Raw genomic sequence first — 23104 nt, forward strand, 5'->3', positions numbered from 1 at the left:
GGCCGCCCACATGAGTTCCACTTACTCAAGTGGACGGCGCATTGACCTGAGTAGGCTGCTCGGGCCGGAGGAGGCGCGATGGCTGCCAAGTGGCCCCTGCTCGGCCGGGACGGCGACCTCGGCCGGGTCCAACGGGTGTGGTCCGCCGGCCCCACCAGCGTCGTGGTGGCGGGGCCGCCCGGGGTCGGCAAAACCGTGTTCGCCCGGGCTTGCCTCGACCAGGCCCGATCCCGGGGTTGGCACACCGAACTGCTCATGTCACCGGCCGCGACGGCCGCGTTGGATGCAACCGGGGCCCCGATGCTCGTGGCGCTGCTCGACCGTCTGACCGCCAACGAGGGCACCACGGTCCTGCTCGTCGACGACGCGAACCTGCTCGGCGAGGCCGAGGCGGCATTGGTCTATGACGCGGCGGTCCGACGCGGCATCGTGGTGCTCGCCACCCTGCGCAGCGAGGCGCCGACGCCCACTGCGGTCACGGCCCTGTGGAAGAACGAGGTCGCGCTGCGCCTGGAGCTGGCCGCGCTGAGCGAGGACGACGTCTCGCGACTACTCACGACAGTGCTCGACGGTCAGGTCGAGCGGGCCACGGCCGCGAGGTTCGCCGAACACAGCGAGGGCAACGCGCTCTATCTGCGGGAACTGGTGCTGGGCGCGCGGGCGGACGGCACGCTGCGGCGTTCCCACGAGTTGTGGCGTCTGGTGGGTGCACTGCGGCCGTCGGACCGCCTGGCGGAACTGGTCGCCGGCGAGCTTCACGACCTGCCGGCCGTCGACCGGCGGGCGCTCGAGGTCGTGGCCTACGCCGGCACATTGACCCACGAGAGCCTGCAGCAGCTGGTGGCCGCCGAGGTGATTGACAACCTGGAACGAACCGGTCAGCTGATCAGCACTCGTGCGGGTGATCATGTCGAGCACCACCTCCGGCACCGGGTCCACCAGGACGTGCTGCGCGCCGGGTTGTCCCCGGCCCGGTCGAGGACGATCTCGCGGCAGCTGATCGACGCCGTCACCGCCACGACCGCCGCGCAGGACGATCAGCTCCAGCTGGCCGAGTGGAGTCTGGACGCTCATGCCGGCACCCCGGCCGAGCTGCTCACCGCGGCTCGTACCGCACGATGGCGTTACGACTTCGCCCTCGCCGAGCGACTCGTGGCCGCGGCCATCCTGGTCGGCGGCGGTTTTGAGGCCGAGCTGCTCGCGGCGCAACTGGCCGGGCTGCAGGGCCGCAACGCCGACGCGGAACGGCAACTGGCCGAACTTGCCCACCGGGCCACGACCGACGCCGAACGTGGCCAGGTGGCGGTCGGCCGGCTCGACAACGGCGCGATCTTCCACGGGGAGATTGAGTCGGGTTTGCGGATCGCCGAAGACGCCGAACGCACCATCACCGACCCGCGGTGGCGCGACCACGTCCGCGCCGCGAAGCTCACCCTGCTGCTGGCCGGCCGCGGGCCGCGGGCCGCCGCGGACGCGGCCGAACCGCTGCTGCGCAACGCCGGCGGACTGGTCCTGGTGCGCGCCTGCGGTAGCGCTGCGTTCAGCTTCGTGCGGACCGGGGCGATCGATAAGGCGCTGCGGGCCAGCGAACTCGGACTTGCCGCGCATCGAGACCTCGACGAACCCACCGATCGCTACCCCTGGTTCCACGTGCTCACCCGGTGCATGGCGCTGGCGCAAGCCGGGCGCCTTCTCGACGCCGAGACCGAAGCCCGCGAGCAGCACGCCCGGGGCGTCGCCGAATCCTCGCCCGAACGACAGGCGTTTTTCTCCTGGCACCTTGCTCGAGTGGTCGGCGATCGCGGCCACATCCGGGAGGCCATCCAGCACGGCCGGGAGGCGGTCAGCCGCTTCCGCGAGCTCGGCCATGTCCAGTACGCGCGCGAGGCCCAAGTGGCGTTGGCGCTTGCGCTCGCGTTGGCAGGCCGTGGGACGGAGGCCGAGGCCCTGCTGCACGAACTTGACGAGTTCGAGGCGCCCGCGTTCTTGTACACCGCGGCGGACCGCGACATCGCCCGCGGTTGGACGCTGGCGGCCGGCGGCGACCTGCCCGGGGCCGTAGAGGCATTTCGGTCCGCCGCTGCGCTCGGTATCGAGATCGGCGACCTCACCGCCGCCACCGCAGCGCTGCACGCGATCGCTCGCCTCGGTCACCCCGACGACGTCCTTGATGAACTCGTGGAGATCAGCGCCGCCGTGCAAGGTGAACTGGCGGGCGCTCGGGTCGCCCACGCCAAAGCCATCAGCAGCGGCGACCCCGACGAACTGAACCGGTGCGCCCGCCTGTTCGAGACGCTGGGCGCCGATCTTCTCGCGGCCGAGGCGTCCGCCGATCACGCGGAAGCGTTGCTGCGCGCGGGACGCCGCCGGGACAGCAACGCCGCTCGCCGGCACGCGGAGGAACGACTGGCGCGCTGCTCGGGGGCCGCGACCCCGGCCTTACGTCGCCTCGACATCCACGCCTCGCTCACCCGGTCCGAGTACGAGATCGCCCTGCTCGCGGCCGGCGGTGCCACCAGCACGACCATCGCCGAGCAGCTCGGCCTGTCCAGCCGGACCGTGCAGAACCACCTCCAGCACGCCTACGACAAGCTCGGCGTACACAGCCGAGCCGAGTTGTCCGATGCGTTGGGCGGGACCGCCCCCCGACGGCCTACTCAGAAACTCCATTCGCGAATCTGAGCAACTACTGCTCACGCCTCCGGCGTCGATGTATCGGTCAATTGCCCGAGATCGACGTGCAGATCCACGTGCAGGAGGTGCCCGGTGAGGACAGACATCGTCGGCTGGCTCCGTCTGCAGTGGGACCGCGTCGCGGCCTGGGCGTGCGTGCTGGCCGGTGCCGTCACGTTGTTCGTCGGGTGGCTGGGGGTGAGCGCCACCGTGTTCACGGTCAAGCAGATGCCCTACATCGCCAGCAACGGACTCGGCGGACTGTTCCTGCTGGGCACCGGCGCGATGCTGTGGTTGTCGGCGGATCTGCGCGACGAGTGGCGCAAACTGGACTCGATCGAGGCCGCCATCCGGGAAGCCGGCCTCGGCACCCGCGGTACCGGTGAATCGCTGCCGGCGACCGGGGGAGCATCGTGAGCGCGTCCCCGTGGACGCGTCGCGACGTCCTCGCATCCGCCGCGGTGATGGCCGTCGGGACGGCAATCTGGATCGTCGGGTGGTACCGGGTCGCCGAGCGTGCCTCCATGCAGGGGCAGCGGGGCCCGTTGAACCTGGCGGCGGCCGGGGTGCTCGTCATCGGCGTCGGACAAGCGACGTGGTTCCTGTCCGGTCGACGCCACATCCGGAATCGGTACGGCTTACTGCTGGCCGCCGTTCCCGAAGGGGTGCGCGAGCGCGCCGGCCGGGCAGCCGCGGTGCGCTGCGCGGAACCGGGCGCTGATGAGGACCGGTACGTCGGCAGCGAGCGCTACTTCCACCGTGCGCATTGCCCGATGGCGAACGGGCGCCCCTGGGTGCCCTCCCCGCGATCCGAGCAGCTCGAGGCGAACCGAGCCCCGTGCGGGATGTGCGCCCCGTGAAGGGGCGCTGGGCACTGCTCGCCGCCCTGCTGACGGTCGTCGGGGTGCCGCTGGCCAACGCGCGGGGCATGTGGCCCTTCGTGCTCACCGGGATCGCCGACGGAGCGGTGTATTCATTCGCCGCCCTGGGGTTGGTGCTCACCTTCAAGACCTCGGGGATCTTCAACTTCGCGATCGGCGCACAGGCCGCCGCGTCGGCCTATCTGTTCTACTCCTTGCGAATCGAGGCAGGTCTGCCGTGGCCCATCGCGGCCCTGGCCGCGTTGATCCTCGTCGGACTGCTCGGCTCGCTGCTGCTCGAGCGCATCGCGTTCTGGTTGGAGGAGGCACCACCCGTGATGCGGGTGGTGGCGATGATCGGTCTCATCGTGCTGCTGCAGTCGGTGCTCACCGCGCACTACGGAACGGCCGCCCTGCAGTTCCCGCCGTTCCTTCCGCAGAATGCGATTTCCATCGGTGGGACACGGATCCTCGCCAGTCAGTGCATCGTCGTGGCACTGGCCCTGGCGGCGACCATCGGGCTCACCGTGTTCTTCCGCCGAAGCCGGATCGGCGCGGCGATGCAGGCCTTGGTCGACGATCCCGACCTGCTCGCCTCGCAGGGCACCAGTCCGGCCGTGGTCCGACGGTATGCCTGGGCCATCGGTTCGTGCTTCGTGTCGATCTCCGGCATGTTGATCGCGCCGATCCTCGGCATCGACGTCGGCCTGATGCTGCTGCTGTTCATCACCGCGTTCGGGGCCGCCGCCCTTGGTGCCTTCGACAGCTTGCCGGTGACCTTCGGCGCGGCGATTGCCATCGGCATCGTCACGAATGTGACGGGTAATGAGCTCGCCCGCTTCCACAGCGCGTGGGTGAGCGGCCTGTACACCCAGGTGCCTTTCGTGGCCCTGGTGGGCGCGCTCGTGCTGGTCCCGCGGGCCCGGCTGACCGAGCGGGGTTCCCGGCGCGTGCGCAAGATGGCGCCTGTCCGTGCACTCCCGGCACGGTTGAACGTGTTGGTCGCCGCGGGGACACTCGCGCTGTTCCTCTCGTTGCCGATGTTCGTGCCGGGCACCGATCTCGCGCAGCACGCGAGCGGGCTCGGCTTTGCGCTCGTGCTGCTGTCGCTGGCGCTGCTGCTGTGGACGTCCGGTCAGATGTCGTTGTGTCAGATGGCCTTCGCCGCTATCGGAGCCTCGACGTTCGGGCACCTGCAGCAGTTGGGGCTGCCCTGGGCTCTTGCCCTGATGCTCGCGGGTCTGGCCGCCGTCCCGGCGGGGGCTCTGGTGGCGATCCCGTCCTTCCGGCTGTCCGGGGTCTATCTGGCCGTTTCCACCTTCGGCTTCGGCCTGTTGATGCAGAACCTGATGTACACCTCGCCGGCGATGTTCGGGATCGAGAACCATGTGCCGATCCAACGGCCGGCGCTGCTCGGTCTGCACACAGCTTCGGACAGCGGCTACTACTACGTCGTCCTGACCGTCGCCGGAATCTGTGCCGCCCTTGTGCTGCTGGTCCGTCGCAGCCGGCTCGGACGCATCCTGGCGGCGCTGGCCGATTCGCCGGCTGCCCTCGAGGCCCATGCCGTGCGCACCAAGGTCACCCGGCTGTCGGTGTTCTGCTTCTCGGCGTTCCTGGCTGCCATCGGCGGCGCCCTGATCGGCGGGGCATCGCACGGGGCCGGTGGCGACCCGGCCGGCCCGTTCAGCTACTTCAACTCACTCGCTCTCGTCGCGGTGTTGGCCTTCTGCGGCCGGCGACCCGTGCTGGGGCCGGTCGTTGGGGCGTTCCTGTTCTTCGTGGCCAAGATCTACCCACCCTTCGACGGCGAGTTCCTCACGCACTACCGCGGTGCCTTCTTCGGCCTGCTGGCACTTGGCGTCGCCGTGTTCCCGGCAATCCGGTTGCCGCAACTGCGCGAGCGGGGTGCGCAGCGATCGGGACGCTCGCCGGTCGCGGCACGCCGGCGCATACCGCACGGCCGCCCGCCCCGGGCGGCGATCCGCAGCGAGGCGAGCGCGGTGGGGATTGTCCGATGAAGCTGATGCCGGATCTCACCATCACCGAGCTGTCGGTTCGCTTCGGTGGCCTCAACGCCGTGCAAGGTCTGTCGCTGCATGCGGCGGCCGGCACCATCACCGCTCTCATCGGGCCCAATGGCGCCGGAAAGACCACCACCTTCAACGCGTGTACCGGGGTCGTCCGACACACCGCCGGCCAGGTTTATCTGGGTCAGCGACACCTCGACCGACTTTCCACTGCGGCACGGGCCGCAGCCGGTCTCGGGCGGACCTTCCAGCGGATGGAGCTGTTCGATTCGATGTCGGTGCAACAGAACGTCGCAATGGGCCCGGAGGGTGTGTTCTCCGCGCGTCGGCCGTGGGGACAGTTCTGGGCGCCGTCAGCCGAACGAAGCGAAATCGGCGCGCGGGCCGCACAGGCGCTGCGCCGGTGCGGGCTGGACGGCATTGCCGACCGCCGGGTGCGTGATCTTTCGACGGGACAACGTCGACTGGTGGAGCTCGCCCGTGCCATGGCCAGCCCGTTCCGGTTTCTCCTGCTGGACGAACCGTCATCGGGCCTGGACGTCCACGAGACCGAGGAATTCGGCGCGGTGCTCTCGCAACACGTCGCGGACACCGGCATCGGCGTGTTGCTGGTTGAGCACGACATGGCGTTGGTCGCCCGGGTCTGCACGCAGGTCTACGTCCTGGACTTCGGTCGATTGATCTGGTCCGGTCCCACGGCCGAGGCGCTGGCTGCGGAGGCCGTTCGTGCGGCGTATCTCGGCGGGGATGTCGAGGACTGTGCCACCGATCCGACTCAGGAGCGGGTCAATGCTTGAGCTTCGGGACGTCAGCGCCGGCTATGAGACCGGACTCGTGCTGCGCGACGTGAACCTCAAGGTCCCGGCTGCCTCGGTGGTGGCCCTGCTGGGAGCGAACGGGGCGGGCAAGACGACGCTGTTGCGCGTCGCCTCCGGCCAATTGCGGCCGACCCGCGGACGGGTGACCCTCGACGGCAAGGACGTCACTAACCAGTCGCCGGAACGGCTTGCCCGGCGCGGCGTGTGCCACGTGCCCGAGGGCCGCGGGGTGTTTCCCTCCCTCAGCGTCGCCGACAACATCCGGTTGGCGGCCTCTCCGGGGATGGATCGGCGTTCCGCGATCGCGCGAGCCACCCGCGCCTTTCCTCGTTTGGGTGAACGACTCGAGCAGCGCGCCGGATCGATGTCCGGCGGCGAACAGCAGATGCTCGCGTTGGCCCGGACCTACCTCTGCAATCCGCGAATGATCCTGCTTGATGAGGTCTCGATGGGTCTTGCGCCGCGCGTGGTGGACGAGATTTTCGTGCATCTGCGCGCACTCGCCGGTACTGGCCTGTCCCTGCTCGTGGTGGAGCAGTACGTGTCTCGAGCCCTCGACCTCGCCGACTACGTCTACATCCTGGATCGGGGCCGGCTGACCTACGTGGGCGAGCCGTCCGAGATCAGCGAAGAAACCGTAGCGCATTCCTACCTGGGAGGCCTCGCATCATGACGTCACGTCACTCTCGTCGCGGCCGCGCGCGAACTGCCCGTCGCGGCATGGCGTTCGGTGCGGCCGCGACCCTGGCCGTGGGAGCGAGTGCGCTCATCCCGATCAGCCGGGCGTACGCCGCCGCCGGGCCACAGATCTTCAACATGTCTGCCCAGGCCGTCGCACTGCAGTCGACACTGACCGACCCGGGGATCCCGTTCGGGCTGCCATTCTCGGTGGGCTCGTACGGCGCGAGCTCTGCGCTGGACTCCAACGGGGGCAGCACCGCCGACGCAGGCGCTCCGTACGCACCGCTGGTATCCACATTGCCGAGCACGGGCAACGGGACCCTGCGCAGTTCCGCAGGGTTCGGCATTCCGGTGGTACCCGCCTTCCCCGGCTACGTCATCGCCAGGGATCCAATCGCTCCCTCGGCGTGGCAGAGCGCGGGTGGTTACGACCTACGCGCGAGCGCGCTGCCCAGCCGCGCGCTCGGCGAGGTGAGTGTCGGGGCCCAGGGTGGCTTCTCCCCGGAAAACAACGCCTTCGCCTACGCCAAGAGCCTGCGAACCGAATCGGGCGTGCGGTCCGAGGGCGCCGCAGGCGTCCACGCTCTCACCTTGGCGGGCATCCTCGACCTGGCCAACGTCTCCTCTTTCGTCCGGCTGGCCAAGGACGGCGACGGACGCACGGTCGCGGTGGCGACGACCGATCTGGGCACGGTGTCGTTCGCGGGCGTCACCACCGGCGTCACCCGCGGGGGCATCGGGCTGCTCGGTGCCGCGCCGACCCCCGTGTCGCCCGACAGCCTGGCCGCCATCAACGACGCGCTCAGACAGGCCGGGATCACCGTGACCTACGTGCCCGCGCACTACACCTACACCGACGGCAGCGTGGGTATCGGTCCGGCGGATTCCAAAAAGGAGGTCGCGGCGTTGACCTCGGCAGCGTTGCGGGTGTTCCTCACCAACACCTCCGAGCGCGGGACGACTACCCAGACGGTGAACATCGGGCAGGTGACCGTCGGTCTCACCGCAGTCGACCTCAGTTCCGAACCGGCACCCGGGCCCAGCGTCGGCGCGAGCACCACCGTCGAACCCGGAGCTCCAACACCGGCCGGTGACGGCGATGCGACTGTCCAGATGGCCGCCGCGCCCCTGGCTGTGCCGGCAACGACGGCGATGGGGACCGCGTCGGGCAGTGGTGTTCCGGTTGATGCCGTTGCAGCACGGCGGCTGTTCCGTCCGGCCTCGGCGCCGGTGGCGCTATTCGCTCCGCGGGACGCGACCTCGTTCGAGGATGCGTACCTGATCCTGGCCGCTACCGCCGCCGTCACATTCCTGGTGGGACAGGCGATCCGCGGGCTCGCCGTCCGCCGCCGCTGACCGCATCCACCGGCCGAGGCGCTCAGCGCCGAGGCGCAGACAGAAGAGGAAGCGCCCAATGTCATCGCCATTGCTCGTTCAGCGCTATCGCACACCGTGTCGGGTGGCCGCGGTTGTGGTCGCCGGCGCACTCGTCATGTCCGGCTGCGGTACTCGCGCGTCGGACCAGGAAATCATCGACGGCCTGCGCGCTGCCGCAGCCCCGGCCGGCGTCGGGCAGAGCCAGCTCGCCGATTCCGTCGACAGCTCGTCGAGCGTGGCACCGGACGGGGGCGCGTCGCTCGCTGGCAGCACCGTCCCGACGGGCGCGCAGGGTGCACCGACCGGTACGCACTCGGGGGCCGGCACAGCCCCGGCCGCGGCCGTCGCGCCGGGCGCCCGCGCCGCCCACCCCGTGGTGCACTCGATCGTTTCCGCAACCTCGGCCGGCGCGGATGTCCCGAAGGACTCCGCGGCGATACCGGGGGCCAATGCGCCCACGGTGGTGAACAAATTGCCGATCCGAATCGGCACGCTCGGTTCGTTCTCCGGGGTCATCGGCGCGGTCACCGAGGGCTCGCCGAAGTCCCTGGGCGCCTGGGTCGGCTACACCAACGCTCACGGTGGACTGGGGGGCCACCCGATCAAGTTGATCGTCGCCGACGACCAGGGCGACGCCGCGACATCGCTGACGCTGGCCAAACGGTTGGTGGAGACCGACCACATCGTGGCCATGGTGGCCAATGTCACCGTGTTCGGTTTCTCGCAGGTCGAGGAGTACGCCCGCGCGAAGAACATTCCGCTCATCGGTGGCGATGCCGTCGACGGCGGCTGGACCAAGTCGACCGTCGCTTTCCCGGTATCGCCCGGGGTCTCGGTCCAGGTCATCCAGGGCCTGCGGATGATGATCAACGCGGGCATCCACAAGTTGGGCATGCTGTACTGCCTCGAGGTGAGCGCGGTCTGCACCTACCTGGCGAACGAGGCGCAGAAGTCCGATGTCGGCAGGTACCTCCTGGAGAGCACCCAGGTCTCGCTGGTCGCGCCGAGTTACACCAGTCAATGCCTGCGGCTGAAGCAGGAGGGTGTGCAGGCCGTGTCTTTGGTGATGGATACCGCCGGCGCCGCCCGGGTGGCCAAGGACTGTGCAACCCAGGGCTACCAACCCAAGATCATGCTGCTCAGCATCGACGCGACCAAGGACATGCCCCGCACGCCCGGTCTGGAGAGTGCCCTTATCCCCGGCGGAACGGTCTCACCGGCGGCCCGGGGTGTGCCCGGCTTGGACAAGTACCGCGAGGTCATGCGGACGTATGGATCGAACGTGGGAGACAGCGGCTTCGGTCTGCTGGCCTACGCGGCCGGTGAGTTGCTCCTGCTGGCAGCCAAGAACCTCTCCGACAACCCCGCGCCCGGCGACCTGTTCCAAGGTCTGTGGCAGATCAAGAACGAGACCCTGGGCGGTCTGACGGTGCCGCTGACCTTCGCGAAGGGGCAGCCGCCCGCTGCGAAGCCGTGCATCTTCGTCTGGGGCGTGACCGGCGGTCACTTCTCCGCCCCCCAAGGCGCCGAGCAGAACTGCTGAGCCGCCCACGCGGTTCGCGTCCACGAATCACCGCCCACGACCGCTTCCGGCGGTCTCACGAGCAGAAAGGGGTGCATTGGCGTGGCCGATTACGTCGAGGTGCATTGCGACCACAACGGTCCGGAGTTCGCCGCCGATCCCGCCGGTACGTTGAACGTCCTGAGGGACAAGGCGCCGCTGGTGTACAGCACCGCCTATGGCGGGTTCTGGATGGCGCTGGACTACGAACTGGTGGCGGCGGCGTCCCGCGACCACACCACTTTCTCGACCTCGCGAGAGGTACACGGCAAGAACGCTCTGTCGATGATCATCCCGCTGGAGTGGGAAACCGAGCCGCTCACGCCCATCGAACTCGACCCACCCCTGCACACCCCGTACCGCCGCATGCTCATGTCGGTGCTGTCCAAGACGGCGATTGAACGGGACCTGCGTCCGAAGCTCGAGGCGATTACCGACTACTGCATCGATCGATTCATCCGGACCGGCCGCGGTGACCTGGTGAACGACGTCTCCGGCCCGGTGCCGACGATTCTCACGTTGTCCTGGCTGGGCATGCCCACACAGCACTGGCCCCGGGTGGCGAAGATTCAGCACAACATCGTCGGGTACCACCCGACCTCGCCGGAGTTCGGAGAGGCAATCGCGGACCTGGCATGGCAGAACGACCTGATCACGCAGACCATCACCCAGAAGCGTATCGAACCGGCCGACGACGTCATCACTTTCCTCACCCGCCAGGAAATCGACGGACAGCAGCTGTCGGACAAAACGATCCACGAGATGGTCACCCTCATCATCGCCGGCGGGGTCGACACCACCACAGCACTGATGGGTCAGGCTTTCAGCTACCTGGAGGGCCGTCCGGAGCTGCATCGGCAATTCCTCAGCGACCCCGAGTTCCGGGAGACCGCCATAGACGAGTTTCTTCGCTACTACACGCCGAACACCGCCCACGCGCGCACCGTTACCTGCCCGGTGGAGTTCGGCGGCCAGCAACTGAAGCGCGGTGACCGCGTCCTGCTCTGTTGGCTCGGCGCCAACCACGACCCGAAGGTGTTCGAAAGCGCCGATGAACTCGTCCTGGACCGAACGTCGAACAAACACGCCGCCTTTGGTCTGTCCGTGCACCGCTGCGCCGGCGCCAACCTGGCCCGGCTCGAGATCGACGTCATGTTGTCGAAGGTGTTGGAGCGGCTGCCGGACTACCGCATCGACCGCGACAAGGCACACCTCTACCCGTCTCAGGGCGGGACTTCCGGATGGTCGTTGATGCCGGTGAGCTTCCCGCCCGGCGAATCGATCGGTGACGGTGACCTCCCCTCTTGAGAATGGAAAATGTCATGACTGACCATCAGATTCTTGCCGACCTGCACCAGGTCGTGACCGCGTTCTGCCGGGGAGTGGACCGGCGCGACCCGGAGATCCTGGCGTCGTGCTTCACCCCGGACGCCACCGACAACCACGGCGTCTACCGCGGTTCCGCGGCCGGCTTCGTCACCTGGGTCACCGAGGCCACCGCCGCCATGGGGTTCATGCAACACGCGGTGTCCAACCTGCACGTGCTCAGCGCCCAAGACGACCGGGCAACCTCGGAGACCTACTACCACATGCGCTGTGTTGGTACCGACGGCGAGATCGCTGCGGTCTTCGGCCGGTACCTGGACACCTGGGCGCGCCACGACGGTCGGTGGCTCATCGCCGACCGCCTCTGTCTCGTCGAATGGTCCTCGCCGAACTCGGGGTTCCCTGCCGATCTGTTCGAGAACGGTGCCACCGACCGGTCCGACCCGTCTTACTCGCTCACGCCCAGCCACGCCTGAGCCGGCGCTGCCGTTCCATCGGCCGAACCAGTAGGGAGTCATCATGCTCGCAGGACTTGCCGGCTCGACAGCCGTCGTCACCGGTGCCGCCGGGGGAATCGGGCGCGCGATATGCGCACGACTGTCCGCCGAGGGCGTACGCGTCGTCGCGGCCGATCTGGATGTCGCCGCGGTGGAAAAGGTCGTCGCCGAACTCCCCACCGAGGCCTTGCCCCTGCATGCCGACGTAACCGATGAGGACAGCGTTCGGTGGATCGTGGAGTGCGCGGTTTCCGCGTTCGGCCGGGTCGACATGATGCAGATCAACGCCGGAATCGAGTCGGCCGCGCTCCCCGTCGCGGAGTTCGACATCGTCGACTACCGCCAGGTCTTCGACGTCAACGTGCTCGGCGCTTTCCTGTGCGCGCGCGCCGCCGTCCGGCAGATGTCCAGCCAAGCGACCGGCGGCCGAATTCTGTTCACCGCGAGTGTCTCGGCACTCAAGGGCGATCCCGGAGTCTCCGTCTACGTCGCGTCCAAGCACGCCGTGCTCGGCCTGGCCCGCTGCCTGGCCAAAGAGACGGCCACCGCGCCGATCCGGGTCAACACGCTGTGCCCGGGACTGGTGGACACCCGGATGATGCGCTCACTCGAGGAACGCATGGGCGCCATGACGCAACTGAACCCCCAGCAGATGAAGAGCGCCCTGGAAGGAATCGTCCCCAAGGGACGCTACGCGTGCCCCGAGGAGGTTGCGGCGATCTCCGCCTGGATCCTCAGCGACGAAGCGTCCTACTGTCACGGCGAGGTCTTCACCGTCAGCGGTGGCCTGGCCCCGTGATCGCGGATCTGGAACCGGACATGGGCAACGAGACCGTCGTGCACACGGTGTGCCGCATCTGCGCATCGTCGTGCGGCATCGACGCGACGGTCGACGTCGACCGGAACAAGGTGTTGAACATCGCGCCCGATAGGCACAACGTGCAGGGGTGGCGCGACTTCTGTCGGAAGGGCCAGACCGCGCACGAGGCCGTCGATCACCCCCGGCGGATCCGTCGACCGATGCGTCGGGTCGGCGATCGGTACGTCGAGGCCTCCTGGGCGGAGGCCACCGCGGATATCGCCGATCGACTGAACGCGATTATCGATCGCCACGGCCCGGATGCCGTCGGTTCCTACAGCGGCAACCCGATGGGGATGGCTTTCGGGGTCACGGCGTTCTACACCGGTCTGCTGGACGCGATCGGCACCCAGAACCGTTACTGGGTCGGGTCGATCGATCAGAACAACGTGCACGTGGTCGCCCGCGCGCTCTACGGCAGCGAGCTGATCTCCCTGGTACCCGACATCGACAGCTGCGACTTCTTCCTGCTGATCGGCATGGACCCGGGCGTCAGCAAGTTCGGCTGGGTGGATTGCGTCCAAGAGGGTTGGCACCGCATGCTCGCCCGACAGCGCGAAGGCGCGCAGGTCGTCGTGGTGGACCCGCGTCGCTCCTTCACCGCGCAACGGGCCGACCTACACATCGCACCGGCGCCTGGCTCGGACTGGGCGCTGCTGCTCGGCCTGGTCAAGACCGTCCTCGACGAATCCCTGCAGCGACCGAACCCATCGCTGCCGCTGAGCGGGCTGGAGGAGATCCGACGGTTGGTCGACCGGGCCGACCCGGCGGATCTGTCCCGCCGCTGCGATGTTCCCCTCCCGGTGATCCAGGACCTGGCCCGACGGTTCGCCGCAGCCCCGCGCGCGATGTGCTTGACCCACACCGGCGTCGCGCACAGCGAACACGGAACCCTCGGCGAGTGGCTCGGGCAGGTGCTGAACCTCCTGACCGGGCGCATCGATGCCGCCGGCGGTCGTCGACACGAACGCGGCGTGGTCGACGCCGGCATGGTGGCCGCACTGTTCACCCCGCAAAACCCGCACCGGACGCGGTTGCGTGACCTGCCGGCCATCGCAGGCGCGCACTCCCTCGCCGAGCTGCCCGACGAGATCACCACAGCCGGCCCCGGCCAGATCAGAGCCTTGCTGATCGGGAACGGTAATCCGGTCACGTCGGGGCCCGACGGATCGGCGTTGGACGATGCCCTGAGCACGCTGGAGCTGCTCGTCGTGTTCGACCTCGTCCAACGAGAGAGTCACCGCCACGCGCACTGGCTCATCCCCGGGACGCATTGGCTCGAGCGTGGCGAACTGCACCCATTTCTGTGCAGCGTCTCGGAACAACCGGTCGTCCAGTACGGACGCCAAGCCGTACAACCGTTGCCCGGAATCAAGCCCGAATGGGAATTCTTCACCGATCTCGCGCTCGCGATGGACCGCAACCTGTTCGGCAAGCCCGGCGTGAACCGCATCATCCGCGCCTTGCGTCGGCTGGCGAAAGTGATCGGCAGACCAGGACTGCAATTCAATCCGGAATGGATCAGCCGACTCATGGTGCTGGTCGGGCGGCGAGTGCGCTGGCGCGACATCCTGGCCGCGCAGCACGGCCTGCGCTACAGCGAGCGTCGCTACGGCGACCTCACCCGAGCGTTGCGGACCCCGGACCAACAGGTGCACCTCGCGCCGGCCTCCTTCGTTACGGCCTGCCTCGACGCCCTGGCGCAACCGGCGGAGCGCTCGGCCGAATATCCGTATCTGCTCATCAACCGTCGCCACCGCGAGTCGATGAACTCCTGGCTCAACGATCTCCCCGGCCTGCACCGAAACCACCGCCGCAACGTCGCAGAGCTGCATGACGCGGACGCTGAGGCCATCGGCGTCCGCAATGGCGATCTGCTCGAAGTCGCCTCGGCGACCGGGTCGTTCGTGGTTCCCGTCGAGATCTCCGACGCCGTGCGCCGCGGCGTCGTGTGTGTCCCGCACGGATGGGGCAGTCGCACCTTCGACCCACACGGCGAGCGTCCACCCGGAGTGCACGGGTCGAACCGGAATCTCGTGGTCAGCAATCGGGCCATCGATCGGCTCTCCCAGACTCCGGCCTTCAATTCCACGCCCGTGTGCCTGCGACGTGTCGACCCGTTCTCCGATGCCGAGGCAGCCGTCGAAGACGGTACGGCGCTGCGGGGGCTTCGATCTGCACAACGTGTCTGAGAAATCAACCGATGAGGGAGGTCTGACGATGAGCCTGGACGAGAAGGTGGCCGTCATCACCGGTGGTACCGGCGGGATCGGCTTCGGTATTGCCCGTGCCTTCGTCGACGCCGGGGCCAAGGTGCTGGTTACCGGGCGCGACGTCGAACGGGGGGAGAAGGCGGTAGCAGAACTCGGGGGAGAGTCCCGAGCCGGCTTCTTCGGCGGCGACGCGATGGATCAGGCCGCCGTCGAAGCGTGCATCGACCGCGCCGTCGATGTGTTCGGTCGACTGGACATCCTGGTCAACAACTCCGGCGGGGCGACGCAGTTCGGGCTCGTCGCCGACCTGCCCGACAGCGCCTGGGAGCAGGCGATCCGGTGGAACCTGACATCACCGTTCTGGGCCTGTCGGCGGGCGCTGAAGTATCTGGTGCCGCAACGCTCCGGGCGGATCATCAACATTTCCTCGGTCGAGGGCAAGCACGGTCGCCCCGGGATCGCGCAGTACGTGGCGGCGAAGCACGGCGTCATCGGCCTGACGAAGGCGCTGGCCCAGGAGGTCGGCACGCTCGGCATCACGGTGAACGCCATCTGCCCCGGGCTGGTGATGACTCCGTTGATCCGCGCGCAGTCGGCCGGCCCCGCCGCGCTGCAGAACATGAGCCCGGAGGAGTTCCTGCAGGGCTATGCCGACGATGCCGCAATCAAGCGGTTCATCACGACCGAGGAGGTCGGGGCGATGGCCGTGCTCATCGCCTCCGACGCCGGCTCCGGTATCACCGGCGCGGCCCTGAGCGTGGATGGCGGCACCGCCGGCTACTGAGCCGGTCACCCACCGGCCCCACTGAGGAGCATCGGATGTTTCCAGGCGCGATCGACCGAATTCCCACCACTGTCGAGGATCTCGACCCGGCCTGGCTCACGCGAATCCTGCGGCAGAGCGGAGCGCTGGGCGTCGACGCGGAGGTCACCGGCCTCGTCCCCACTTCACTGGGGGTGGGCGTCGGGATGATGTCGGGCCTGGTGCGCCTGGGCCTGCGCACGGACGGTCCCGGTGATCGCCCCAGCCTGGTGTTCAAGTTCGCCAGCCCGAGCGAGACCAATCGCGCGGTCGCCGAGGGTTTCCGGATGTACGAGCGAGAAGTGCGCTTCTTCTCCGAGGTGGCGCACACCTTGGGCGACGCGGCGCCTGCCTGTTATCTGGCCGTCCACGACCCGGTGACCGGGGCCTTTGCTCTGCTGCTGGAGGACCTGGGCGACTATCGGGCGGGGGATCAGGCATCCGGATGCTCCCTCGCCGACGTGGAGCGCGCGGTCGAGCGGGTCGCGCGGCTGCACCTCGGGACCTGGGGAGCCCGCGGCAATCCGGCATACGCCGCCTGGCCCACCTGCGACGGCCCGTTGTACGTGCAGGGCCTCGGCGCCGGGGTCGCAGCCGGATTCGACACGGCGATGGCCGCCTTTGACCACGTCCTCGCGCCGGAGATCGCGAAGGCCGGTGATCGGTTCCGATCCGGCATACCCGTGTTGCACGCGCAGATGGCCGAGGGACCCCAGGCACTCGCGCATGGTGACCTGCGTGCGGACAACCTGATGTTCGCCACGGCGGAGCATCACCGCCCGCTCGTCATGTTGGACTTCCAAGCCCCGATTGTGACCAAGCCCGTGCACGACCTCGCGTACCTGCTCACGCAGAGCGTGGATGTCACACTCCGGCAGGCCGAAGAGCGTCGTGTTCTCCAGGAATACGCCGCGATGCTGCGTCAGGCGGACCCCGGCTACTCCGACGAGCAGTGCTGGCAGGACTACCGCCTCGCCGCCCTGCACTGCTTCGAGTACGCCGTGGTCGTCGCCGGCACCCTCGACCCGAGCAACGACCGCGGGCGGGCCTGGATATCGGCGATGATGGAACGGTCGAGCGCCGCGATCATGGACCTCGGTCTGCTCGCGCTCCTACCCTGATGGCCCGGCGTCCCAGCCGTCGCGAGCACATCATCTTCGTCAGCTTGCCTCCGGCGACGGTGAACGGTTCTGTCGCCGTTTTCGGCTGCTTGTTCTCTCCACGGGTGGTGGTCATGGGTTTGCTGGGACGACCCCGGGGCGTGCCCCGGGTCGGGGCGTAGATTGCCTCGTGGAGCTGACGACACCTCAGAAATGGGAATCACCGGGTTGTGCGACACCGCGCGACTTCGAAATCGCGTGGAGTTCAGCACGCGGCTTTCTTCGACGTCCATTTGGGCAGGAGGGCGATTTTGTGCTTGCTGATCGGCGGATCGAGCGGCCGGCCGTGAGCACGCAGGCAGGTGGTGACGGAGTGGGATTTGATGGGCCGCAGGATGCCGTCGTCGTCGACGAGGTACTTCTTGCCGGAGGGGCCCTCGACGATGTGGCCGGGGAGGGCCTGCGGAATTCCGGCTTTCTTGCGTATCCAGGCGGCGGTGGCTTGGTTGAACACGGTCTCGCCCACATTGATGACGTTGAGCAGGTTGTAGGTGGGCCCGCCGGTTCTCTCCAGGGACTGAACGAATGCCGCGACCCGGTTCCCCTTGTCCAGGGCGAGGGTCACCGGTGCCCCGGAATCACCGTGGGTGAGGACTGAGTACGCATTGAGCCCGCCGGCGACCGGGAGGATCTCTTTGGGTGTGGCGCAGGCGACGCCGTCGGTGATGGGTTGTGTGCTGCCGTAGATGCCCGCGCAGTTGAGCAGGAGTCGGTTGGTGTCGTGCTGCGCACGCAATGTCTGCGCGCCGTCGCCCTGGTTCGTCCCGTCGATGTCACCGAAGCCGTAGCCGCGGGTCGTGCGTCCGGTCGTGGCCAGGCCCGGTCGCTGCAGTAGCCACAACGGGTCACGGGAGGTTGCCTTGGTCAGGTGGATCAGGGCGATGTCGTTGTCGAAGTGTTCGAAGCCCTGCTCGGACAGGGCGATGTTGCCGACGGTGATGCTGGTGGCCCGGTATTGCCTTCCGTCCTCGCCCTTGGATCCGAGGTAGATGCCGAAGGTCTTCACCGGGCGTTTGGTGTAGTGCAGCTGGTGATCGGCCACGGTGTAGTTGATGACGCAGTGTGCTGCGGTCAGCACCCACGTGCGGGCGACGAGTGCGCCGGAGCAGATTGATTGCGGCGTGTGACCGTTGGGTTCGTACTCGATGAGGGCGGCCCATGAGGCGTTCGGAGTGTCGCTTTTCGCACCGATGACGGCGCCGGCAGCCGGCGCGTGTATCCAGGATGTGGCGGTGATCCCCGCGACGAGTGCGATCGCGCTCAGCCGCCGGCGCTTCGAGACGTGGTGCATCGCTGTACCCCCCGGGTCCGGAACGATCTTTGTGAACCGTAGGGAGCCGACTCGATGCGCAGGCGCAGTTTTTCCGAGGGTTTACGGGCGGCCCGACATGGTCGGAAATTCGATTGTTTCCGGCGTCATCGGTGTCGTTGTAGGGACGCTTCGCCCCCCGTGATCGGGGTCCTTTGGCTCAGCCGGTCGGCTTGCCGGTGGGCCAGGTGATGCCGGCGTCCGGGTGGAGCAGGTCGTTGATGTCGACCTGAACCCCGACGATGGTCTCGTCGTAGATGTGTTGGTACAGGTGCGCGGCCGGGCTGATCTTCCCGTGCGACCAGGCCGAGGTCTGCCAGAAGAAGGTGCACGCATCGGCCGCGGCGCACTTGTCGATGACCGCGATACCCCCGTACACGCCGGTGCGTTCCTTTCCCAGCACGCCGGCGGCACCACGGATGTAGTGCAGCACCGTGTCCAACTGGTGGGCGGTGGGGTCGAAATCCACGGCGAAATACACGGCGGCCCGGGTCAGTCCCAGCGCGGCCAGTTGCTCGCGGGCGTCCTGCGCGTCCTGCTTGCCGCCGGCTTCGCCGTGCAGGGCCCTTTCGGCGGTGGTCTCGAAGACGATGCCGACCCCCAGGCCTGCGGCGTGCAGGGCGGTCAGTTCCACGGAGGAGATGTTCTTCGGGTTGCCGGGGTGGCTGAGGTAGCGCATGACGAAGGCGTAGCCGTGCGCGATCAGCGCGGCCGGGACCGCCGCCGTGTAGCCGGCGGAGTAGTCGACCCCCTGAGTCACCATCACTTCGCTCCCTGGTTGTTCGCCGTCAGACGATGGCCTTGAGGTGCGCTGTCAGGTAGGCGTCCAGGTCAAAGATCGTGGCCGGGATGTCGCGCGGGAACCACGAGGTGTCGCTGTTCGGGGTGTGCTTGCCCGCCAGCCCGAAGGCGTGGTGGTAGTAATCGCCGATCTGCGAGGAGGTGGTCTTCTTGCCCTGGGTCGACCAGCCGCCGTCGACGTACTTGCCCACTTTGAAGCCGGCCGTCTTGAAGTCGTCGTTGACGTCGCGGCCCTCCCGGGGCGGCAGGGTGAAGCCGTGGATGTGGTTGCCGAACGCCGGCGGGTGGCGGTACCAGCACCCCAGTCCATTGGCGCGGAAGAAGCGCTGCTGATCCCACCACCCCTCCCCGGGGATGTGCAGGTCGACGCACATGTCGAAATCGTGGGTGCCCACCGAGGCCGCCACCCCGGTGTTGAACGCGGGCTGAATGATCTCGATGCCGTGGCCGTACTTGGTCGTGGCGAGTTCGTTGAGTCGGCTCAGGTGGCAGATGTGGCGCAGCGACCCCTTCACCGCGCGACCCTGCACGTCCTTGCGCGTCCACTTGACCAGGACCGTCGACAGCAGCGTCGTGGCGAGGTTGAGCACCGCCCCGTCGAGGTGCACCACATCAAGTCCCGAGCCCGCTGCCGGACGCGCGCGATAATTGTTGACCAGCGTCGGCTCGTCCGCCGCCACGTCCAGGCAGGCCTCTACCTCGCCCGGGATGCCGTGGTCGGGGAACTGCCCGGGCATCGCACACCTCCTCCCGGTCCTGGCGCAGAAGTCCCGGTGCCCCGCTCGCACTTTCCCACGGTTGCGGTCCGCGCCTTTGGTCCGGTCCAGCGTGCACACGCAGCATGCCGCGCTGTGCCAGGACGTGGAAACAAGGGCGGGAGTCATCGCGACGCCCGTGACATCGTCATGGACGCCCGGGGAGTGCGGGCTTTCCGTGGCCCGGCCGCGGCCCGGGTGCAAAGCTTGCCCGGGTGTCTCGGCCGGGTGGGCCGGACGTCGCCCCGTCGCCTCCCCGAGGTGGGCTCACATGAGCGCAGTTGAGCTTCGCGTGCACGGTGTGTCGGGTACGCCGCCGCAGTCGCTGCTGGACCGCCCGCTCGTCCATCAGGTTGCCGGGGACCGCATCGCCGGGTTCTACGTGCCACGGCTGGCCGCGGAGTCCACCGACGCGGCACCGAGACCGGGCGCGCCGGAACAACCCGATGCGCCGGAGTTGGTGGGGTACTGCTGGGGCGGGTTGACCTCCGGCTCGCCGGGACGCGCATTGTGGTTGTTGCTGTTGCCGTTCACCTTCCTCAACGTCGCGCCCCGGGCCCGCCCGGCCACGACGACCGACAGCCGGCCATTCCGCACGGTGTGGTGGATCTGGTACCTCTCCCGGCTCTTGGCGTTGAGCCTGACGGTGCTGTTCACCCTCACCGGGATCGGCGTCGGAGTAGACCTGCTCGGCTGGCAGTGCGCCGGGACCACGGTGTGCCAAGGGACCGCGCCGGACTGGCTCGTGCAGCAGGACATCACCGTGGAGGGCACGCTGCTGCTGGGCGCGCTCGTGCCGATGGCGGTCCTGGGGCTGCTGTGGCTGGTGTCCTATCGCACCGCGAACCGTTACGAGTCAGCCGTTGCCAACCTGGCGGGCTACCGACCGCACATTTCGGCGGAGGGTCATCCGCAGGAGAAGGCGTTGGAGGTGGGGTTGCCCTCGCCGCTGATGTGGCACAACGCGGCCCCGGTGCGCCGCCTGCGGGCCGTGCACATGCAGTGCGGTTTCGCCACGATTCTCGCTGCCGTGCTGGCCCCCACCGACATGTGGTCGTTGACCGTCGCGTCTGCAGTGGTCCTCGCCTACGCATTGGTCGTGCTCGCCTCGCCGTCGTTCACCGGGCACGGCGCATCGAGGAAGTGGCGCTTCGCCTCCTGGACTGTGTGGGTTGTGCTGACCGGATCGGGTGTCGCCGCGGCCGGGTGCTTGGTCGCCGGCCGGCGACACGTCCGGGCGCCCTACCTCGGGTTGGTTGCGGACGGGCGTCGCGAGGGGTTGCCGTTCTTCGATGCGTTCGTGTTGGCGGACTCCGCCGCAGCGGTCCTCCTGCTCCTCGCGTTGATCGCGGTGGTGGGGATCGCGGGCCGCGCCCGGTCGCCGATCCCGTCCTCGGGTGGACACGCGCCGCTGGCGCCGGGCCTGGGCGGTTTCGCCTGCCCCGCGTTGGCGGCGCTGGGGGTGTTCCTGGCCGCGGCGTTCACCGCCGGCACGTATGTGTACGCCGCGACGGTGCTGCACACCGGATCGGTGAAACCTTCCTTCCATGAGCTGACCACCATCTACGCCTTCGTCCGGGTGCCGAACACGGTGGCCGTGGCCACGCTCGCCTACACGATTGCCATGCTCGCCCTGGCCGCAGTGCTGCTCATCGCGATCGGGTACGTGGGGCTGAGGCTGTGGCTGTGGCCCGGCAATGCCGATCGGGCAATGACCGACTACGCCTCGCCGCCCGAAACGCCGGATGGCGCGAAGCGCTCCCGGCAGATCCGCCGGGCGATGCTCTCGGGCACGCTGGTCGATGCCGCACCCTGGCTGCTCGGCCCGCTGGTGGGCATCGGCTTGGTGATCGTGCTGGGCTGGGGTACCTGGTTGGGCTTTCACACCGGGGCGTCCCCCCGCTGCGCACGGCCGGACCGGCATTGCGCGAGCGTCTTCGGTTCCGCCAACGATGTGCTCTCACGCAACTATGCCTCCGGGCTCGGGGCGTATCTGGCGGTGCTGACCCTGCTCGGACTTGTCGCAATCGGCGCGGCCGCATTCCGGGTCCCGGCCACGCGGCGCGGCGTGGGGATCCTGTGGGATGTGGCGTCGTTCTGGCCGCGGGCCTGCCATCCGCTGGCCGCGCCGTGCTATGCCGAGCGCACGGTGCCCGATCTGATCACCTATCTGACGCACCGTCGGGTGGCTGCCCCGGACACCGCGGTGGTGTTGGCCGCGCACAGCCAGGGCAGCGTGATCAGCGCCGCCACCATTCTGCAGCTGCACACGTACGACACCGCGGCCGATGAGGACGCCGGGGCGGGTGACCATCAGGTGCGGGTGTTGCCGCGGGTGGCGTTTCTTTCCTTTGGTTGCGTGCTGCGCCGCCTCTACGGCCGGTACTTCCCGGTGTACTTCGGAGCCCCGCAACTGGAGCGGTTTCAGCAAATCCTCACCACCGGCGCCGACCCGGACCGGCCCATCGATCCCGCGGCGGCGCCGCGGTGGATCAACCTGTGGCGCTACACCGACTACCTCGGCGGCCAGGTCACCGCCGGACCACCGCAGCGCCTCGCCCTGCCGGATCGCCCCCCGGACGCGTCGTTCCCGATCCGCTATCCACCGACGACCGGTCCGACCGAGTGGGAGTGGCACGCCCCCGACCCGCCGCGTTTCGATCGCGCCCCCGGCGACACGACGTACTCCCGGCCGCAACGGCACTCGAATTACTGGGCCGACGAGTCCGGGTACTTCCAGCTCGCCGTGCACCGCCTCATCGAGCAGATCGAGGGGCAGGGCGTGTGACCGGTCAGGGCAGTCAGTTCCGCGATGCGGTGCAGCGCCGCTTTCGCGTCGTCGGGGGAGGAACGGCCCGGGCCGCAGGTGGTGGAGATGTCGACGGTCCGACGGCTGAGACGTTCGATGCGGTCGCGGATGGCTCGCTGTTCGTTCAGTGCCTGCCCGGGGTGGGCGAACCCGGCAACGAGGCGCACGTGGTCGGGAAGCTGGAGTTTGTTCAGCGCGCGGTACCAGCCGGCGTCCGAGGGGGGCGCAACACCGGCGGCGCTGAACGGCACATGGATGTACTCCAGCGGCGATACGGCGGTGGGCCATCGGCGGGCGATGGCGTTGGCCAGGCGCACGATGGGTCCCGCGTCGGTCATCCGGATCAGCGACTTGTGGTTCATGTCGCCCACGCAGAGGTGGATTCCGAATCGTGCTCCGGCGGGGGCACGGGCAACGAGATCGGTGATTCCGCCGGCCATGAGCATGGCCATCAGTGGGCGCAGCGGCGGTGGCATCCTCGCGACGAAGACCTGCTCCACCGGTGCCTCGATCTGGAAGACGACGTCGCGGCCCGCCCGCTGGTGGACCTCGCGGATCTCGTTGAGGGTGGCC

The 23104-nt window shown here is 68.5% G+C and carries 19 protein-coding genes; 15 read left to right on the forward strand and 4 right to left on the reverse strand.

What is annotated here, in order from left to right; translation table 11 throughout:
- The first annotated feature begins 78 nt into the window (after positions 1–78).
- From VGJ14_03210 to VGJ14_03275, 14 genes are all read left to right on the forward strand, one after another.
- Positions 79–2682, forward strand: coding sequence for a LuxR C-terminal-related transcriptional regulator (locus tag VGJ14_03210; GenBank protein HEY2831409.1), 2604 nt, complete (start codon positions 79–81; stop codon positions 2680–2682).
- 84 nt (positions 2683–2766) lie between these two features.
- The gene (locus tag VGJ14_03215) at positions 2767–3090 is read left to right on the forward strand and encodes a hypothetical protein (GenBank protein ID HEY2831410.1); all 324 of its coding nucleotides are present in this window, start codon (positions 2767–2769) and stop codon (positions 3088–3090) included.
- The gene (locus VGJ14_03220; GenBank protein ID HEY2831411.1) at positions 3087–3533 is read left to right on the forward strand and encodes a hypothetical protein; all 447 of its coding nucleotides are present in this window, start codon (positions 3087–3089) and stop codon (positions 3531–3533) included. Before VGJ14_03215 ends, VGJ14_03220 begins: the two co-directional genes overlap by 4 nt.
- A complete protein-coding gene (locus tag VGJ14_03225) occupies positions 3530–5554 on the forward strand; it encodes an ABC transporter permease (GenBank protein ID HEY2831412.1) in 2025 nt (674 codons plus the stop codon). Before VGJ14_03220 ends, VGJ14_03225 begins: the two co-directional genes overlap by 4 nt.
- Positions 5551–6360, forward strand: a complete 810-nt coding sequence (locus VGJ14_03230) for an ATP-binding cassette domain-containing protein (GenBank protein HEY2831413.1) — start codon at positions 5551–5553, stop codon at positions 6358–6360. The genes VGJ14_03225 and VGJ14_03230 overlap by 4 nt, the downstream gene beginning before the upstream one ends.
- Positions 6353–7054: an ABC transporter ATP-binding protein gene (locus tag VGJ14_03235; protein ID HEY2831414.1), complete on the forward strand. Its 702-nt coding sequence runs from the start codon at positions 6353–6355 to the stop codon at positions 7052–7054. The genes VGJ14_03230 and VGJ14_03235 overlap by 8 nt, the downstream gene beginning before the upstream one ends.
- Positions 7055–7101: 47 nt before the next feature.
- On the forward strand, positions 7102–8418 hold the full coding sequence (locus VGJ14_03240; protein HEY2831415.1) for a hypothetical protein: 1317 nt from the start codon (positions 7102–7104) through the stop codon (positions 8416–8418).
- Positions 8419–8521: 103 nt separating this feature from the next.
- Positions 8522–9982, forward strand: coding sequence for an ABC transporter substrate-binding protein (locus tag VGJ14_03245; protein HEY2831416.1), 1461 nt, complete (start codon positions 8522–8524; stop codon positions 9980–9982).
- An 81-nt stretch (positions 9983–10063) separates the two neighbouring features.
- Positions 10064–11308 (forward strand): cytochrome P450, encoded by a 1245-nt coding sequence (locus VGJ14_03250; protein ID HEY2831417.1) that lies wholly within the window; start codon positions 10064–10066, stop codon positions 11306–11308.
- A 14-nt stretch (positions 11309–11322) separates the two neighbouring features.
- Positions 11323–11802, forward strand: a complete 480-nt coding sequence (locus VGJ14_03255; GenBank protein HEY2831418.1) for a nuclear transport factor 2 family protein — start codon at positions 11323–11325, stop codon at positions 11800–11802.
- 43 nt (positions 11803–11845) lie between these two features.
- Entirely contained in the window at positions 11846–12622 is a 777-nt protein-coding gene (locus VGJ14_03260; protein ID HEY2831419.1) for an SDR family oxidoreductase, read from the forward strand.
- Complete coding sequence (locus VGJ14_03265) at positions 12619–14874, forward strand: molybdopterin-dependent oxidoreductase (protein ID HEY2831420.1); 2256 nt, start codon at positions 12619–12621, stop codon at positions 14872–14874. The genes VGJ14_03260 and VGJ14_03265 overlap by 4 nt, the downstream gene beginning before the upstream one ends.
- Positions 14875–14902: 28 nt before the next feature.
- Positions 14903–15679, forward strand: a complete 777-nt coding sequence (locus VGJ14_03270; protein HEY2831421.1) for an SDR family NAD(P)-dependent oxidoreductase — start codon at positions 14903–14905, stop codon at positions 15677–15679.
- A gap of 35 nt (positions 15680–15714) precedes the next feature.
- Entirely contained in the window at positions 15715–16818 is a 1104-nt protein-coding gene (locus VGJ14_03275; GenBank protein ID HEY2831422.1) for a phosphotransferase, read from the forward strand.
- A 244-nt stretch (positions 16819–17062) separates the two neighbouring features.
- Here the strand turns inward: VGJ14_03275 and VGJ14_03280 are convergent, their stop codons facing one another.
- From VGJ14_03280 to VGJ14_03290, 3 genes are all read right to left on the reverse strand, one after another.
- Entirely contained in the window at positions 17063–18148 is a 1086-nt protein-coding gene (locus VGJ14_03280) for a trypsin-like serine protease (GenBank protein ID HEY2831423.1), read from the reverse strand.
- Between the two features lie 178 nt (positions 18149–18326).
- Positions 18327–18929 carry a DUF1906 domain-containing protein gene (locus VGJ14_03285; GenBank protein ID HEY2831424.1) on the reverse strand — a complete coding sequence of 201 codons (603 nt, stop codon included), beginning with the start codon at positions 18927–18929 and terminating at the stop codon, positions 18327–18329.
- Positions 18930–18954: 25 nt separating this feature from the next.
- Positions 18955–19704 (reverse strand): hypothetical protein, encoded by a 750-nt coding sequence (locus VGJ14_03290; GenBank protein HEY2831425.1) that lies wholly within the window; start codon positions 19702–19704, stop codon positions 18955–18957.
- 289 nt (positions 19705–19993) lie between these two features.
- Here VGJ14_03290 and VGJ14_03295 point away from each other — a divergent pair, with 289 nt between their 5' ends.
- Positions 19994–22510, forward strand: coding sequence for a hypothetical protein (locus tag VGJ14_03295; protein ID HEY2831426.1), 2517 nt, complete (start codon positions 19994–19996; stop codon positions 22508–22510).
- On the opposite strand, the gene VGJ14_03300 is transcribed toward VGJ14_03295, so the two are convergent.
- Positions 22432–23104, reverse strand: a 673-nt coding sequence (locus VGJ14_03300; protein ID HEY2831427.1) for a hypothetical protein, incomplete at its 5' end; no start/stop codon positions are given. The two genes, VGJ14_03295 and VGJ14_03300, sit on opposite strands and share 79 nt — an antisense overlap.

This window comes from Sporichthyaceae bacterium (assembly GCA_036493475.1).
Taxonomy (GTDB): Bacteria; Actinomycetota; Actinomycetes; order Sporichthyales; family Sporichthyaceae; genus DASQPJ01.

What these genes read in the sequence shown, in the direction of transcription:
- VGJ14_03210 (HEY2831409.1), top strand. Translation starts at nt 79, where the DNA reads ATGGCTGCCAAGTGGCCCCTGCTCGGCCGGGACGGCGACCTCGGCCGG.
- VGJ14_03230 (HEY2831413.1), top strand. Translation starts at nt 5,551, where the DNA reads ATGAAGCTGATGCCGGATCTCACCATCACCGAGCTGTCGGTTCGCTTC.
- VGJ14_03235 (HEY2831414.1), top strand. Translation starts at nt 6,353, where the DNA reads ATGCTTGAGCTTCGGGACGTCAGCGCCGGCTATGAGACCGGACTCGTG.
- VGJ14_03240 (HEY2831415.1), top strand. Translation starts at nt 7,102, where the DNA reads ATGGCGTTCGGTGCGGCCGCGACCCTGGCCGTGGGAGCGAGTGCGCTC.
- VGJ14_03255 (HEY2831418.1), top strand. Translation starts at nt 11,323, where the DNA reads ATGACTGACCATCAGATTCTTGCCGACCTGCACCAGGTCGTGACCGCG.
- VGJ14_03260 (HEY2831419.1), top strand. Translation starts at nt 11,846, where the DNA reads ATGCTCGCAGGACTTGCCGGCTCGACAGCCGTCGTCACCGGTGCCGCC.
- VGJ14_03270 (HEY2831421.1), top strand. Translation starts at nt 14,903, where the DNA reads ATGAGCCTGGACGAGAAGGTGGCCGTCATCACCGGTGGTACCGGCGGG.
- VGJ14_03275 (HEY2831422.1), top strand. Translation starts at nt 15,715, where the DNA reads ATGTTTCCAGGCGCGATCGACCGAATTCCCACCACTGTCGAGGATCTC.
- VGJ14_03280 (HEY2831423.1), bottom strand. Translation starts at nt 18,148, where the DNA reads ATGCACCACGTCTCGAAGCGCCGGCGGCTGAGCGCGATCGCACTCGTC.
- VGJ14_03285 (HEY2831424.1), bottom strand. Translation starts at nt 18,929, where the DNA reads ATGGTGACTCAGGGGGTCGACTACTCCGCCGGCTACACGGCGGCGGTC.
- VGJ14_03290 (HEY2831425.1), bottom strand. Translation starts at nt 19,704, where the DNA reads ATGCCCGGGCAGTTCCCCGACCACGGCATCCCGGGCGAGGTAGAGGCC.
- VGJ14_03295 (HEY2831426.1), top strand. Translation starts at nt 19,994, where the DNA reads ATGAGCGCAGTTGAGCTTCGCGTGCACGGTGTGTCGGGTACGCCGCCG.